Origin of the sequence: Shinella sp. (assembly GCF_052438155.1) — a bacterium.
Classification (GTDB): Bacteria; Pseudomonadota; Alphaproteobacteria; order Rhizobiales; family Rhizobiaceae; genus Shinella.
The window spans coordinates 41,421-54,454 of record NZ_JBQVPI010000027.1 but is presented as its reverse complement, the minus strand read 5'-3'; the positions used below and the strand labels follow the sequence as shown (position 1 = coordinate 54,454).

Here is a 13,034-nt window from a genome sequence, read left to right as displayed (position 1 = left end):
TCCGTCGTGGAGACCGCCAGCTTTTGCGCCTGGGCTTGGTTGGCCATTGTTGTTTCCTCTCAGTTATCTTTTGTGGCGCTCAACGAGCGGCGGCCTTTGCTTCGAGAAACCGTGCATATTGGGTCAGCGGGTAGCACAGGAGGAAAAAGATAACCGCGACAAGGCCGTAGACCTTGAACGGCTCGAACGTCGCGTTGTTGATGGCGTTCGCCGTTTTCATCAGCTCCTCGAAACCGAGAATGGAGGCGAGCGCTGTGCTCTTGATGAGCTGCACCAGGAAACCGACAACGGGCGCACGCGTTATCCGGAAGGCCTGCGGCAGGATGATGAGACGCAACTCCTGGAACCGATGCAGACCGAGGCTCGAGGCGGCTTCCGATTGCCCATGCGGCAGCGCCTCGACACCGCTGCGCCAGATTTCGGCAAGGTAGGCGCTGGCGTAAAAGGTCAGCCCGCAGACGGCGGCCGTCCAGGGTTCGATACGCAGTCCGAGCATCGGCAGCCCGAAGAACATCAGGAAGAGCTGCATCAGCAAGGGCGTGCCTTGGAAAAGCGCGATATAACCCGAACCGAACCGCCGCGCCCACGGTGCCTTCGAAATCCGCGCAAAGAGGATCGCGATGCCCACGATCGCGCCACCGGCGAACGCCGCCGCAGACAGCAGGACCGTCCAGCGCGTGGCGAACACCAGGTTCCTGACGATGTCCCAGAAGGTGAACTCGATCATTTTATGCCGGCTCCCAGCATGCGTCGCCCGAACAGGATCATTCCGCGGCGAACCGCAGCAGACAAAGCAAGGTAAATGAAGGTCACGACCAGATAGGTTTCGAACGCGCGGAAGGTACGCGCCTGGATCAGGTCGGCCTCCTGGGCGAGTTCGCGAACCGATATTTGCGAAACGACAGCCGATTCCAGCATCATGATGATGATCTGGCTGGTCAGCGCGGGATAGATGATGGTGAGCGCCTGCGGAAGGACAACCTTGATGAAGGCCAATCGGGGCCGCATGCCCAAGGCCGTCGCCGCCTCTCCCTGCCCCTTGGGGACGGCGTCGAGACCGGCGCCGACCACTTCGATCGTATAGGCCGCCATGTTGAGGGTCATGGCCAGGATCGCAGCAACCATCGGATCAAGCCGCACGCCGATGCTCGGCAGTCCGAAGAAGATGAAGAACAGTTGCACGAGAAAGGGGGTGTTGCGGATGACCTCCACATAGGCCCCCACCAGCTTGCGTAGCCATAGATAGGGTCCCCGGCGCGCAGCGGCGCCGAGAATGCTGAGCGTGAGGCCGAAGACAGTGGTGCAGGCGATCAGCAGCAGCGTCACGCCCGCGCCCGAGGCCAAGGCCCCCAAGCTGCCCCAGAGCCAACTGAAATCCAGAACGTATTTCATGATGACCTCTTGGAAATCCAAGCCGAGTTCCGAAAAGGCTCCGTTAATCCTTCAGGTTGTCGGGATTGAGCGGCGTCTTGAGCCAGGCCTGCGAACTTGCATCGAGCGTGCCATCAGTCACCATCTTGGCGACGACATCGTCGATCGCCTTCTTCAGCCCTTCCTCGCCTTTGCGCACGGCAATATGCGACGGAGAGGTCAAAAGCTGGAACTTCTGCTCGGGCTTCAACTCGTCCTGGCGGGCGAGCACCTGCGCGCCGACGTCGTTGCCGACGACCATTAGCTGGGTCTGGCCCGAGATGAAGGCCTGGATCACTGCATTGTAGTTTTCGAACCGCTGGATCGTGGCGGAAGCCGGCGCCGCTTCGGTCAGCGAGGTATCCTCGAGCGTGCCGCGATTGACGGCGATCGTCTTGTCGGCGAGGTCATCCTTGCCCGCGACCTTCAGGGCGGCGGGGCCGATGACGGCGATGTAGTAAGGCGCATAGGCGGCTGCGAAGTCGATCGCTTCCGCCCGCTCCTTGGAATACCCGACGCTCATCAGGATATCGACGCGATCGTCGTTGAGGTAGGCGATGCGGTTCTGGCCGGTAATCCCAACGAGATTGAGCTTTACGCCGAGGGCGTCGGCGATCTTCTGCGCCACATCGACGTCGTAGCCCTTGATGCTCATGTCGGCGCTGGCGGAGGAAAACGGCGGGAAGTCTGAGAAGATGCCGACGTCGATCGTTCCGGCGCCCTTGATGTCCTCAAGCGCGTCAGCCCAGGCGGAGCCAGCGAAAACGCCGACGACCGCGATTGCGGCGGTCAGGACAGAAGTCAGCTTTCGTGTGATTTTCATCATATTTCCCCTTTTTTGTTTTTGCGTAATTTTTTCCGAGGCCAGGTTCGGCGCTCGTCACACCCCTATCCTCTTTCTTGTCGCGCCATCATTGGCGGCGAACGCCCCGCTTGGAAGCCCGAAAATTCGAAGAGAGCTATAAGGATTCGTGATAGTCGAATGACGGCGCCTCAAGAGGCGGCCGAGGATAGGCGCAACAGGCAGGTGCGCTTCAGGCAGGAAGCATGGCGGCATGCCGTGCAATGAATTCGACGAGGTAACGGGCGCCCTCCGCGATTTCCGGCTGATTGTACAAACCAATCTCGATACGGATCGGGCCGGGCAGGTCAGATGACTTGTCCAGTGTCCGGCAACCTTCCGGCTGCGTGCTGGTGATCATCGGCCCGATGCCGATACCGACACGCACGGCCGTTGCCATAGCGACAAGCGTGGATGCCACGCATGCCGTTTTCCACTTGATGTTACGCTGGGATAACGCCCCTGTCGTCGGGGTCTTCCAAGGACACCCCTCCTCGAACATGATGATGGGGAGCGGCTTGCCCGCATCGACGACAAAGTCGGACCTGACTGTCCACATCCGGTATTCGGTCCAGATCAATGTCGGCTTGCGCGACAAGCAGGTAATGTCGCAAACGGCCACGTCCAGCGCGCCTTCACTGAACAGATCTGCAAGGCGACGATTGGGCTCGATGATGATATCGATCTCGATATCCGGGTTCTGGTCTCGGAAGTTGCGCAGGATTTCGATGAGGTGACCCGCCGCGAAATCCTCGACGACGCCGAGGCGAATGCGATCCCTGATCGTTTTTCCGGTCAGCCTTTTGCCCGCCTCGTCGCCAAGCGTGACGATTTCGCGGGCATAAGGAAGCAGGATCTGACCATGCTCTGTCAGCGAAAGACCCTTTGACGATCGCGAAAACAGCCTGACGCCAACAAGGTTCTCCAGCTTTCGAAGCTGCATGCTGACGGCCGCCTGGGTCCGGTTAAGGCTCGCAGCTGCGCCGCTGACCGTCCCAATCTCTGCAACGGCCAGAAACGCTCTGAGTAAGTGGGAGTCGAGATCAATCATTCAAACTCAGCTTCATGACTGGATGCTGGTGCACGCGGCAACCCTTGATCATTCCACCATAGCAAACAGGATCCCCCAAAGGAGAGGAAAAAAGCTGGCGGTGATCCAGCACGGCAAGAAGGACCCAGAATTTGGGATGATCGGCATCAGAATGGCGCCCCATGTAGAAATATGGTCTCGAAGGATGTTTGAGAATCAAGGATTGGAGCGTTGCCTGTCTGTTGGTTCAGAGGAAAAGAGAATGGATCGTCACCGATACGCATCACATATGACGGTCGATCAATGGTCGATTGTTCAGCCGTTGCTGCCTGCGCAGAAGCACTGGGGCCGGGCGCGCCGTGTCATGGCGACCGATATAGTGTACGACTTCGCCATCGCCGGTGGAATGGCTGATCATGACGAGGTCTTTCACGTCGAGTTTTTCGATCACCTCCGCGAGGTCGTCGGCATACTGATCCATATTATTGCCGCCCCAAGGTTGGTCGGAACGCCCACGGCCGCGGCGGTCATGGGCGATGACGCGAAAGCTGTTCTATCCGAAGAACGGCATCTGGGCATCCCAGGTGTCCGCCGAAAGCGGCCAGCCATGGGAGAACAGGATCGGGGTTCTGCCGCAAGGTTTTCTGGGAGTGCGAAGTCGAGTTTGATTGGCGCAATTATGCTGCGAGTTCCGCAAAGGCTTGAAATGGCGAACGGTTGTCATTGGTGAACTGGCACTTGCGGATCATGTGAGCCACTTCGATCCCAGAGATCGTAGCAGAAGCGGAATGAAATGCCTTGAAGCCCATGATCGGTCTGGTGAACCGGTGGTGCTGCTCAAGAATGCTGTTGAGATGCTTGACCTGTCGGATTTCAATTATACTGCCCGTTCCTGTGAACTTAAGGCTCGTATTGACAGCTTGCAGGCCCGTCAGATTGGCGCCGCTCTTGTCAATTACAACCCGGTTCGGAACGCCGTTGGTTGCGCTGGCCTTCCTGACGAACCTTCGCGCTGCAGGCAGATCGCGGCGCTCGGACAGCATGAAATCAAGCGTTTGGCCATCGCGGTCAACCGCCCGGTAAAGATAGGTCCATTTACCCCGAACCTTGATATAGGTTTAGGAGGAATCGACATTCATCGCAGCCAGATCATTGCGGCGACGAGATAGATGAAGCCTTCGAAGTGAATGGTTCTTCGGTCGTAGCGGGTGGCGAAGCGCTGGAAGTGCTTCATTCGGTTGAAGCAGCGTTCAATGCGGTTGCGATGTTTGTAGATGCGTTCATCGTGCGGGATGATGATCCTGCGCGAGCGGTTTGACGGGATCACCGCCTCGGCGCCCATGTCCGCAATGGTTTCCCGCAAGGCATTGCTGTCATAGGCCTCGTCAGCCAGAACGGCATCGCCACTCTGGCCCTGCGGAAGAGCCGGGCTTGCGTGATGTCGCCGAGCTGACCGGCGGTCACGATGAAACGCAGTGGTCGGCCCCGAGAGCTGGCTCGGTTTGTTTGAACAGGTACGGGCGTTTTGTTAAGTGGATTTCCGCCTCGATTATGCTGCCGCCATCATGGGTGCCATCGAGTTTTGCAGCCGCCTTCGATCGGATTATGGATTGGAAGTCGCAGATCGTTTTGCGAGCGGCAACCAGCTTCCGCTCCTTGCTCCCAGCGGCTGTCGAGCCAGGGCAACCAACTCTCCAGCGAGCCGGGACGAATTCGGACTACATCTGATCTTTCTCCGCGCGCAAGCTTTCGGCTATTACCCGTTTGCCTCACGATCTTCCCAATCGATATCCCCCGTTTCGAAAGTGCCAGGATGGCGTCGTTCACCTCTTGGCGACGCAGGTGTCCCGCATAGTATCCATCCGCCGAGGGCCGTCTGCCTCGATTTGCTGATTGGCTTTAAGTGCATGCCTTATGTCATGCGCTACAATGATTTCCCCCATTGAGGTCCTGCCCGCCGATGATCTTGGTCGTCGGCGGGATTGGTCGGACGAAGAGAAAATTCGGATCGTCGAGGAGAGCCTACAGGGTTTTCGGCAGGGTTCGGCGACGGCGCGGCGTTATGGGTTGTCGCGATCTTTGTTGACGACCTGGCGTCAGGAATACCGGAGCGGGCTTCTGAGGCTTTCCACGTCACCGAGCTTTGTGCCGCTTACGATTTCGCCGCCGGCGACTGCATCTTGCGAGGTGGCCTCAGCGCCGCGGTCTGAAGACGATAGGACGATCAAGATAGGCCTGCCGAACGGCCGATGGTTGACGATCCCGACCTCGCTCGATCCAGCCGTCCTTGCCCGGCTGTTGCCTTTCCTGGATGCGTCATGATCGCCTTCCCGGCCGGGGTGAGGCGCAACGCGGCAAGCAAGATTATGGACTTATGTCCGCGATGACCGTCCCTTCTCGGGCAGCGTGCCTCCCGCGGCACTCGTCCACTTTTCTCCCGATCACGAGAAGAGCCATCCAAAAAGGCATCTCGCCGGGTGGCATGGCACCCTCGACTACATCGCCACGCTGATCGGCGAGAACCTCGAACGCCTCCAGGAAGTCGCCAGCAACTCCGACAACATCGATGATGCGAGATGATCCATACCCATGACGGCAGCGAAGAAGGCGTCACCACCTTCACCGAACGGGGCGTCGAGAGCTTGAGGGAATTTCTCGCCGATATCCGCACATGGGACGGAGGTGTTCGGCAGTTCCTTGTCGACGAGCAATGCGATCCGGAAAAGATCGAACGCATCATGGCAGACGAGCCGAGATCATAAGTGCCGCGACCTTCGTCGGATGGATACCTCACATATTGCAACCGTTCGGCATAGATCGGACGCTTTGGATCAATGACAGGGCTGCCGACAGCCCGCCGGTTTGCCGCATGGATTTACCGACCGCATTGAGAAAGGCTCGGTTGGAACTCGCCAGCTGTGACCTCGTCGTCCATCGCTCCAGTGTCGGACGGCTTCTCTACCGGCTCGGCCTGAGCCATAAAAAAGCCTGCTGGCAAGCGAGCAGCAGCGGTCGGAAATCGCACGGGCGCGTGAACTGTGGACCGGACGGCGCCAGCCTTTCTTCAACAAGGCATTGGCGAGGCTGGTTTCTATCGATGAGACATCGACAAACACAAAACTGACGAAGCGGTCGGGATGGTCCCCATGCGGACAGCGCTATCGAGCGCACGCACCCTTTGGCTCCTGGAAGTCCAAAATCTTCATCGCCGGGCTGCGATCTCATGGCATGGTCGCCCCCTGGGTCGTAGATCGACCAATGAACAGCCGCAGTTTCGAAACATGGATAGAGACCCAGCTCGCGCCAACCTTATCGCCCGGTGACGTCGTCATTCTCGACAATGTCGCCTTTCACAAGAGCGAACGAGCCGAACAACTCATCAAGGCAAAAGGAGCATGGCTACTGTTTCTGCCGCCCTACAGTCCAGGCCTCAACCCTATCGAAATGGCATTCTCCAAACTCAAAACGCTGCTGCGAAAGCGGGCTGCACGCAGCTTCGATGCCATCACGCTCGCCCTCGGGGAAATCTGCGATCGCTTCGCCGTCTCAGAATGCAGAAACTACTTCAAAGCCGCAGGATACGAGACGGACTAAACGCGACACGCTCTAGGTTTCCAGACGCCCTGTTCCAATCGGCAGGGCGACACGAGGCACTTGCGGGTTGGCTGCTACGAGCCAATATAGCCAAGTGGTCCGGGGGGCATGTGGTTGGCTTAACGTTCACGGCATCAAGCAGCGCTTGAAAAGCCCGGAGGCTACCGTATCGGCCTGCACGGCGATTTCCGGTATGAGGTCGATACCGGGAAGGCTGCCAAGCCCGAACAGCCCCTCGAAGCCCCTCGGTCGCTGCAATCAACGAAGATGCAGAGGTGGAACTCAACTCGCCGTAGCAGATCATCGGCCGTCTGCCGTCACGCTGTCTGCGCGGGCCTGAACCAGGACATCGGCCCTATCCCACAGCGCCTCGATTGGCATGTTGAGCACGACGCGGTTATCCGCCATGCAAAAGACTTCAAACTTCTCCACCTCGAGCTACAGTGTGAAGGATTTCAGGTGCAGGAAACTGAACTTGGCGCCCAGGTAGGCGCCGGGATGCAGCCTCTTTGCAGGCCTCATGTCAGACACTTCGGCACGGCATTGCGAGAACGTGTTCTATCGCCATCGCCCCGACGGAAAATCGACGCCTTCAGGCGGCAAGCCGCTCGTCCGATGACATATGGGAGCGGACTGCCCCATTGAGTTGGCCGAGATTGGCAAACCGGTGCTGATCCAGATCAAACACATGGAACTTGACGGCAATGAAGCGCAACGCACCATTTTCGGGCACGGCAATGCCAACGGGCACGCCCGCATATTCAATAACTTGCTTGCTCATGATGAAGAACTTTCGACTTGGTCGCTGAAACAGCCCGTAGAGGGCTAGGAGGCACATTCAACGCAAAGGAAAGCACGACACGATTGGCGGACAGCGCCAAAGACATCGACCATGGGCATCAATGCGGAATTGCTCATTCTGATTGCCTCCTGCCAAGCGGGTCAATAATCTATAATTTCTATGTACTATTTTCGCGGGAATTTCTCAAGCGGAAATTCCGCAGCAACGGAAGAAAAATCCAATATTCTCCTCACGCGTCACGAAAATGGAAAATGGTTTCCCGCTTTCGGCCTGAGCAGTATCTTTTTTTCCAAGAAGCGGCCATGTTCGGCGGCACCGGCATCAGGCACTAGCTGGCATCCTTGGCGTGCTGGCCAACAGTCTCTGCGTGTAGGGATGCGCAGGTCGGGCCAGAATGTCCCGGGTAGCGCCCTGTTCGACGATCCTGCCCTTTTCCAGAACGACGAGCCTCTCACAGAGCAGCGCTACAAGGGCGATATCGTGCGAAACGACGATAAAGGTCATGCGTGCTGACAAGCTGCGCAGCAGATCGATGATGCGAGTGCGCGTCGTCAGATCCAGTGCACTGACCACTTCGTCGGCAATGACGAGATCGGGCTTTGCGACGATGGCGCGTGCAATGGCTATACGCTGGCGCTGGCCGCCGGAAAATTCGTGCGGATAACGCCCCGCCGCATCGCCCGGCAGGTCGACATCCCGGAGCGCCTGCGCTACCGCCGCCGCAATATCGGTTTCGATCTTCAGAGAGCGCAGCGGCTCGGCGATAATCTCGAACACCCGCTGGCGGGGATCGAGCGAGGAATAGGGATCCTGGAAGACCGCCTGCACGCTGCGGCGAAACCCCCGCATGAAACTGCGGTTGGCGGCATCCAGCCGCGCATCGCGGAACATAATCGAGCCAACGGAGGCGCGTTCCAGTCCGAGAAGCAGTTTCAACAGCGTCGTCTTGCCGGAGCCGGACTCCCCGACGATGCCGAGATTGCTGCCAGCTTCCACCGCGAGATTGACGTCGTGCAACACCTTGGTGCCGCTCGCATAGGCAAAGGATACACCGGCAAGATCGAGAAGTGTCATGGTGCCATCTCCAGCGCCGCATCAAAGGCGCGGGCGGCGGCGACGAGCCCTTGCGTATAGGCATGTGTCGGCTGGTTGAAAAGCGTGCCGACCGGTCCCTCTTCGATGAGCCTTCCCTGTTGCATCACCAGCGCCCGCTCGGCGATTGTCGTCACGACCGGAAGGTCATGACTGATGAACATCAGGCCCATGCCCTCGTCACGCACCAGCGCCTCCAGCAATTTTAGGATTTCCGCCTGCGTGGTAACATCGAGCGCGGTCGTCGGTTCATCGGCTATCAGCAGTTTTGGCCGGCAGGCCAGCGCCATGGCAATGGCCGCACGCTGGCGCTGACCGCCCGAAATCTCGTGCGGCCAGGCCTTGGCAATACGCGCCGGATCAGGAAGGGCGACACGCTCCAGCAGCGCCCAGACCTGTGCCCTCACCTCCGCTTTTCCCGGCCGTCTTCCATCACGCGCAGCGCGTCGACGAACCACCTCACCCACCTGATCGCCGATGCGCATCAGCGGATCGAGGGCCGTCATCGGTTCCTGAAAGACTGCCGCCACGCTTCGTCCGCGCAGCGGAACGAGCGCGCGGTCACGCGCACCGACAACCTGTTGGCCATCCAACAGGATCGAGCCGGCGACGCGCATGGAATCTGGCAGAAGACCAAGTGCCGCCAAGGCCGTGAGGGACTTGCCGGAACCGGATTCGCCGATCAGCCCGACCCTTTCGCCGGGCGCGATCGAAAACGACACGCTGGAGAGGAGTGTGCGGCTGGTAGTCCTTATCTCGAGATTTTCGACCGACAGCAAAGCACTCATCGGCTCCTCCTGCGGGTGGGGTCCGCGGCATCGCGCAAGCCATCGGCAAAAAGATTGAGGCCGATGACCAGCGAAACCAGTGCAAGGCCGGGAATGATGGCCCCGAAGGGGGCGGTATAGACGGAGGCCTGCGCCTCCTGCAACAGCCGGCCCCAAGAGGCATTGGGCGGAGGCGCGCCAAGCCCGAGATAGGAGAGCGATGCCTCGGCGATGACCGCAAGGCCGAATTGCAGAGCGAAATTGACGATCAGGGTCGGCCATATGTTGGGCAGAACGTGAATGCGGACGATGCCCCACCATGACGTGCCGGAAATCCGCGCAGCCGTAATGTAGTCCATTGCGAGGATGCGTTTGGCCAGAATGCGGGTCAGCCGTGCCACGATCGCCGAACCGGCAATACCGATGGCGAGGATCGCGGTCCAAAGGCTCGCGCCGTCGCTGGAGGCGACGATCAGCATGGCGAGGAGCAGCGTCGGAAAGGCGATCAGGATGTCGAGCGTCGCGGCCAGCACGTCATCGAGCGTGCGCGTCGAGAAGGCAGCGAGGATGCCGAAGGTCACGCCGATCAGAGCGCTGAGGGCAACCGCGCCGCAGCCGACGATAAGGGCGATGCGCGAACCGATCATGATCTGGCTCATCAGGTCGCGGCCCAGTCGGTCCGTTCCTGCCCAATGGACAAGGGAAGGCCCCTCGAGACGGCCGCCGGCCATGTCGCCCACCCCGTATGGCGTCCAGACAAGCGAAAGAAGTGCAACAACGACATGCAGCCCCACAAGAAGACCGCCGATCATCAATGGCCATGGCATCGATGTCGTCTGCAGCGCGGCGGTCCCGGCAGCTGTTTTTTCAGAAACGCTCATGGGTCACCTCCGGCCACCCGACTGCGCAGACGGGGATCAATGAGCCGCTGAACGAGGTCCGCGGCAAAGCCGACGAGCAGCACCAGCAGCGTGGAGACGAAGAGCACACCCTGCACATTGGGATAGTCGCGCTGCTCGATGCCCAAAAGCAGCATCGAGCCGAGGCCGGGCAGCGAGAATACCCGCTCCACCACCACCGCCCCCAGCAAGGTGGACGCAAGCTCGATCCCCAGCACGGAAATGACCGGCACGGCACCGTTGCGGATGCCGTGCCGCACCATCGCCTCGGAAAAGGTCGCCCCGAGTGCGCGGGCAGTGCGCAGGTATTCGCTGCCCAGCACGTCCTGCGTGGCCGAGCGCACGTAGCGGATCAGCGAGGCCGACATGACGATGGCAATGGTCGCAACGGGCAGAACAAGCGCCTGGAAGGCGGAACCCGGTGACTGCCAGCCACGAGACGGGAAGCCACCGGAGGGAAACAGCCGCAGATTGACCGCAAAGACCGTGACCAGCAGGATGCCGATCCAGAACACCGGCACCGCGATGCCGAGTTGCGAGACAACCGAGATCAGCCCGCCGTACCAGCGGTTCTGGCGCACGACCGACAGGATGCCGAGCGGCACGGCAAGGGCGATGGCGACGACAAAGGCCATCAGCGTCAGCGGCACCGTGACGATGAGGCGCTTGCCGATTTCAGCCAGCACCGGCGCCCCGCTGACGAAGGAATTGCCGAGATCAAAACGCGCAAGGCTGGTGATGAAGCGCAGGAATTGTTCGTAGAGCGGCAGATCGGAGCCCACCTGCCGGCGAGCGGCCTCGATCTGCTCAGCGTCCGCTCCCACGGACACCAGCGCATTGGCCGGATCTCCGGGCAGAAGACGCAACAGCAGAAACAGCACTATGGCAGCGATAACGACCGACAGAACCAGGATGGCCGAGCGGCGGATGATGTAGGAAAATATGGTGTCTACCTCTCACGCGTAAACGCCGCCCGAACCTAGTTCAGGCGGCGTGCGCTGTCGAGCATGAGGCTCTTTTGCGAGCCGTTAGTCGGAAGCCTTGGTGATGCCGTAGGCGAAGAACTGCGAGTTCAGGCCGTTCAACGGATAGCCGGTGACCGATGCCTTGGACACCACGATCTGCGGGTAGAGGTAGAACCAGTTGCTGGCCGCATCTTCCGCGATGATCGTGTTGGCTTCCTTGAGCTTTTCGGTCTGCGCCGCGTCGGTCGCGCTTTCTTCCGACTGCTTGATGAGGTCAACGACCTTGGGATTGTTGTAGCCCCAGTAGAAATCAGGGTTGCCGTAGAACACGATGTCGCGGTGATTGACGTGCTCCTGCAAGGTCGCCTGGAAGTCATGCGCCTTGTAGATCTTGGTGTACCACTCGTTGGCCGTGATCACGTTGATCTCGACCTTCACGCCGATCTTGGCCAGTTCGCTCTGGATGAACTGCGCTGCGATCGGATGCGGGTCGTAGTTCGGCGTATCGATGGTGAAGCTGAAGCCATCCGGATAGCCCGCTTCCTTGAGCAGTTCCTTCGCGCTTTCGGGGTCGTAAGCATCAACCTTGGTCAGATCGACATACCACGGGTCGGTCGGCGGCACGAAGGAGCCGATGAGCGTGCCATAGTCGCCCCACACGGCCTTCAGCAACTTCTCGTCGTCGATAGCGCGCGCCAAGGCCTTGCGAACCTTCACATTGTCGAACGGTGCGACGCGATCGTTATAGGCCAGCAGTAGCTTGGTCGTCGACTTGCCTTCGCTGACGGTGAAGTCGGGATTGTCCTTGAACTGCGCCAGCGAATCCGGGCTCTGCACGGAGGTGATGATATCGACCGAGCCGGTCAGAAGCGCGTTGTTGAGCGCGGTTGCTTCCGTGAAATACTGGAAGACCACCTCGCCGTTCTTCGGCTTTTCGCCCCAGTATGTGTCAAAGCGGGCAATCGCCAGCGACGAACCGCGGCGCCAGTCCTGCAGCGCATAGGGGCCCGTGCCGTCTTCCTTTGCCTGCAGATCCACCGCCTCGTCGTTGACGACCCAGACGTAGCTCAGATTATAGGGTAGCGAGATCGAGCGTGAAGCAAGCTTCACGACTACTGTCGCATCGTCCGGCGTTTCGATGCCGGCAATGGATTTGAGGCTGTTCTTGCGCGAGCTTTTCGAGGTTTCCGCCGTCACGCGCTCAATCGAGAACTTCACGTCTTTCGAGGTGAGCGGCGCGCCGGAATGGAAGGTCACACCGGATTGCAGCGTAAACGTATAGGTCAGGCCATCTTCGCTGATCTTGGTGTCCTTCGCCAGCACCGGTTCCACCGTGCCGGCATCCGTCAGGCGAAACAGTGCCTCATAGACATTGCCGTTGAAGGCTTCATTGATGCCCTGCCCCGCGCCAGCGGTGTTGTCGAGATTCTGCGGCTCATAGAGCGAGCCGATGTTGACGGTCGCGTCCGGGTCGCTCTCGGCGGCGTGCGCCTGACCGAAGACACCCAAACCGAGCCCAACAGCGAGTACCGTCGTTACCGCACGGTTGTTGCGCCCTGTCGTCCTGAAGCCGCTCATCTCATTCTCCTATTTCAATACTGCCGTTGGCAACGGCCTGTCGTGGGCATGGATTG

At 59.7% G+C, this 13,034-nt stretch carries 15 protein-coding genes and 3 pseudogenes; 4 read left to right on the top strand and 14 right to left on the bottom strand.

What is annotated here, in order from left to right:
* Nucleotides 1-79 precede the first annotated feature (79 nt).
* The 7 genes and pseudogenes from ACT6VE_RS28900 to ACT6VE_RS28870 all read right to left on the bottom strand — a co-directional run bounded on the left by ACT6VE_RS28900 (nt 80) and on the right by ACT6VE_RS28870 (nt 4,674).
* Entirely contained in the window at nt 80-727 is a 648-nt protein-coding gene (locus ACT6VE_RS28900) for an amino acid ABC transporter permease (protein ID WP_444783516.1), read from the bottom strand.
* The gene (locus ACT6VE_RS28895; protein WP_444783517.1) at nt 724-1,392 is read right to left on the bottom strand and encodes an amino acid ABC transporter permease; all 669 of its coding nucleotides are present in this window, start codon (nt 1,390-1,392) and stop codon (nt 724-726) included. The genes ACT6VE_RS28900 and ACT6VE_RS28895 overlap by 4 nt, the downstream gene beginning before the upstream one ends.
* 43 nt (nt 1,393-1,435) lie before the next feature.
* Nucleotides 1,436-2,233 carry a transporter substrate-binding domain-containing protein gene (locus ACT6VE_RS28890; protein ID WP_444801728.1) on the bottom strand — a complete coding sequence of 266 codons (798 nt, stop codon included), beginning with the start codon at nt 2,231-2,233 and terminating at the stop codon, nt 1,436-1,438.
* A 211-nt stretch (nt 2,234-2,444) separates the two neighbouring features.
* Entirely contained in the window at nt 2,445-3,302 is an 858-nt protein-coding gene (locus ACT6VE_RS28885) for a LysR family transcriptional regulator (protein ID WP_444801727.1), read from the bottom strand.
* Between the two features lie 313 nt (nt 3,303-3,615).
* Nucleotides 3,616-3,906 (bottom strand): annotated as a pseudogene (locus ACT6VE_RS28880) (alpha/beta fold hydrolase); the annotation flags it as partial.
* Between the two features lie 52 nt (nt 3,907-3,958).
* Nucleotides 3,959-4,399, bottom strand: a pseudogene (locus ACT6VE_RS28875) (IS6 family transposase); the annotation flags it as partial.
* A 17-nt stretch (nt 4,400-4,416) separates the two neighbouring features.
* Nucleotides 4,417-4,674 (bottom strand): transposase, encoded by a 258-nt coding sequence (locus tag ACT6VE_RS28870; RefSeq protein WP_444801732.1) that lies wholly within the window; start codon nt 4,672-4,674, stop codon nt 4,417-4,419.
* Nucleotides 4,675-5,195: 521 nt separating this feature from the next.
* Here ACT6VE_RS28870 and tnpA point away from each other — a divergent pair.
* The 4 genes and pseudogenes from tnpA (at nt 5,196) to ACT6VE_RS28850 (ending at nt 6,875) form a co-directional block, all read left to right on the top strand.
* Complete coding sequence (tnpA, locus tag ACT6VE_RS28865; protein ID WP_444801731.1) at nt 5,196-5,603, top strand: IS66-like element accessory protein TnpA; 408 nt, start codon at nt 5,196-5,198, stop codon at nt 5,601-5,603.
* 21 nt (nt 5,604-5,624) lie between these two features.
* Nucleotides 5,625-5,774 (top strand): annotated as a pseudogene (locus ACT6VE_RS28860) (IS66 family transposase); the annotation flags it as partial.
* 83 nt (nt 5,775-5,857) lie between these two features.
* Nucleotides 5,858-6,043: a hypothetical protein gene (locus ACT6VE_RS28855; RefSeq protein ID WP_444801733.1), complete on the top strand. Its 186-nt coding sequence runs from the start codon at nt 5,858-5,860 to the stop codon at nt 6,041-6,043.
* A 313-nt stretch (nt 6,044-6,356) separates the two neighbouring features.
* Nucleotides 6,357-6,875, top strand: a complete 519-nt coding sequence (locus ACT6VE_RS28850; protein WP_444801726.1) for an IS630 family transposase — start codon at nt 6,357-6,359, stop codon at nt 6,873-6,875.
* Between the two features lie 126 nt (nt 6,876-7,001).
* On the opposite strand, the gene ACT6VE_RS28845 is transcribed toward ACT6VE_RS28850, so the two are convergent.
* The 7 genes from ACT6VE_RS28845 to ACT6VE_RS28815 form a co-directional block, all read right to left on the bottom strand.
* The gene (locus ACT6VE_RS28845; RefSeq protein WP_444801725.1) at nt 7,002-7,133 is read right to left on the bottom strand and encodes a hypothetical protein; all 132 of its coding nucleotides are present in this window, start codon (nt 7,131-7,133) and stop codon (nt 7,002-7,004) included.
* Nucleotides 7,134-7,467: 334 nt separating this feature from the next.
* Nucleotides 7,468-7,656, bottom strand: a complete 189-nt coding sequence (locus ACT6VE_RS28840; protein WP_444801724.1) for a hypothetical protein — start codon at nt 7,654-7,656, stop codon at nt 7,468-7,470.
* 342 nt (nt 7,657-7,998) lie between these two features.
* The gene (locus tag ACT6VE_RS28835) at nt 7,999-8,751 is read right to left on the bottom strand and encodes an ABC transporter ATP-binding protein (RefSeq protein WP_444801723.1); all 753 of its coding nucleotides are present in this window, start codon (nt 8,749-8,751) and stop codon (nt 7,999-8,001) included.
* On the bottom strand, nt 8,748-9,557 hold the full coding sequence (locus ACT6VE_RS28830; protein ID WP_444801722.1) for an ATP-binding cassette domain-containing protein: 810 nt from the start codon (nt 9,555-9,557) through the stop codon (nt 8,748-8,750). Before ACT6VE_RS28830 ends, ACT6VE_RS28835 begins: the two co-directional genes overlap by 4 nt.
* Complete coding sequence (locus ACT6VE_RS28825; RefSeq protein ID WP_444801730.1) at nt 9,554-10,363, bottom strand: ABC transporter permease; 810 nt, start codon at nt 10,361-10,363, stop codon at nt 9,554-9,556. The genes ACT6VE_RS28830 and ACT6VE_RS28825 overlap by 4 nt, the downstream gene beginning before the upstream one ends.
* A gap of 50 nt (nt 10,364-10,413) precedes the next feature.
* Nucleotides 10,414-11,364 carry an ABC transporter permease gene (locus tag ACT6VE_RS28820; RefSeq protein WP_444801729.1) on the bottom strand — a complete coding sequence of 317 codons (951 nt, stop codon included), beginning with the start codon at nt 11,362-11,364 and terminating at the stop codon, nt 10,414-10,416.
* Nucleotides 11,365-11,463: 99 nt separating this feature from the next.
* The gene (locus ACT6VE_RS28815) at nt 11,464-12,978 is read right to left on the bottom strand and encodes an ABC transporter substrate-binding protein (protein ID WP_444801721.1); all 1,515 of its coding nucleotides are present in this window, start codon (nt 12,976-12,978) and stop codon (nt 11,464-11,466) included.
* Nucleotides 12,979-13,034: the final 56 nt, after the last annotated feature.

Bases quoted from the DNA above. Each gene is read 5' to 3' on its own strand.
- ACT6VE_RS28900 (WP_444783516.1), bottom strand. From the start codon at position 727: ATGATCGAGTTCACCTTCTGGGACATCGTCAGGAACCTGGTGTTCGCC.
- ACT6VE_RS28895 (WP_444783517.1), bottom strand. From the start codon at position 1,392: ATGAAATACGTTCTGGATTTCAGTTGGCTCTGGGGCAGCTTGGGGGCC.
- ACT6VE_RS28890 (WP_444801728.1), bottom strand. From the start codon at position 2,233: ATGAAAATCACACGAAAGCTGACTTCTGTCCTGACCGCCGCAATCGCG.
- ACT6VE_RS28885 (WP_444801727.1), bottom strand. From the start codon at position 3,302: ATGATTGATCTCGACTCCCACTTACTCAGAGCGTTTCTGGCCGTTGCA.
- tnpA (WP_444801731.1), top strand. From the start codon at position 5,196: ATGTCATGCGCTACAATGATTTCCCCCATTGAGGTCCTGCCCGCCGAT.
- ACT6VE_RS28855 (WP_444801733.1), top strand. From the start codon at position 5,858: ATGATCCATACCCATGACGGCAGCGAAGAAGGCGTCACCACCTTCACC.
- ACT6VE_RS28840 (WP_444801724.1), bottom strand. From the start codon at position 7,656: ATGAGCAAGCAAGTTATTGAATATGCGGGCGTGCCCGTTGGCATTGCC.
- ACT6VE_RS28835 (WP_444801723.1), bottom strand. From the start codon at position 8,751: ATGACACTTCTCGATCTTGCCGGTGTATCCTTTGCCTATGCGAGCGGC.
- ACT6VE_RS28830 (WP_444801722.1), bottom strand. From the start codon at position 9,557: ATGAGTGCTTTGCTGTCGGTCGAAAATCTCGAGATAAGGACTACCAGC.
- ACT6VE_RS28825 (WP_444801730.1), bottom strand. From the start codon at position 10,363: ATGCCATGGCCATTGATGATCGGCGGTCTTCTTGTGGGGCTGCATGTC.
- ACT6VE_RS28815 (WP_444801721.1), bottom strand. From the start codon at position 12,978: ATGAGCGGCTTCAGGACGACAGGGCGCAACAACCGTGCGGTAACGACG.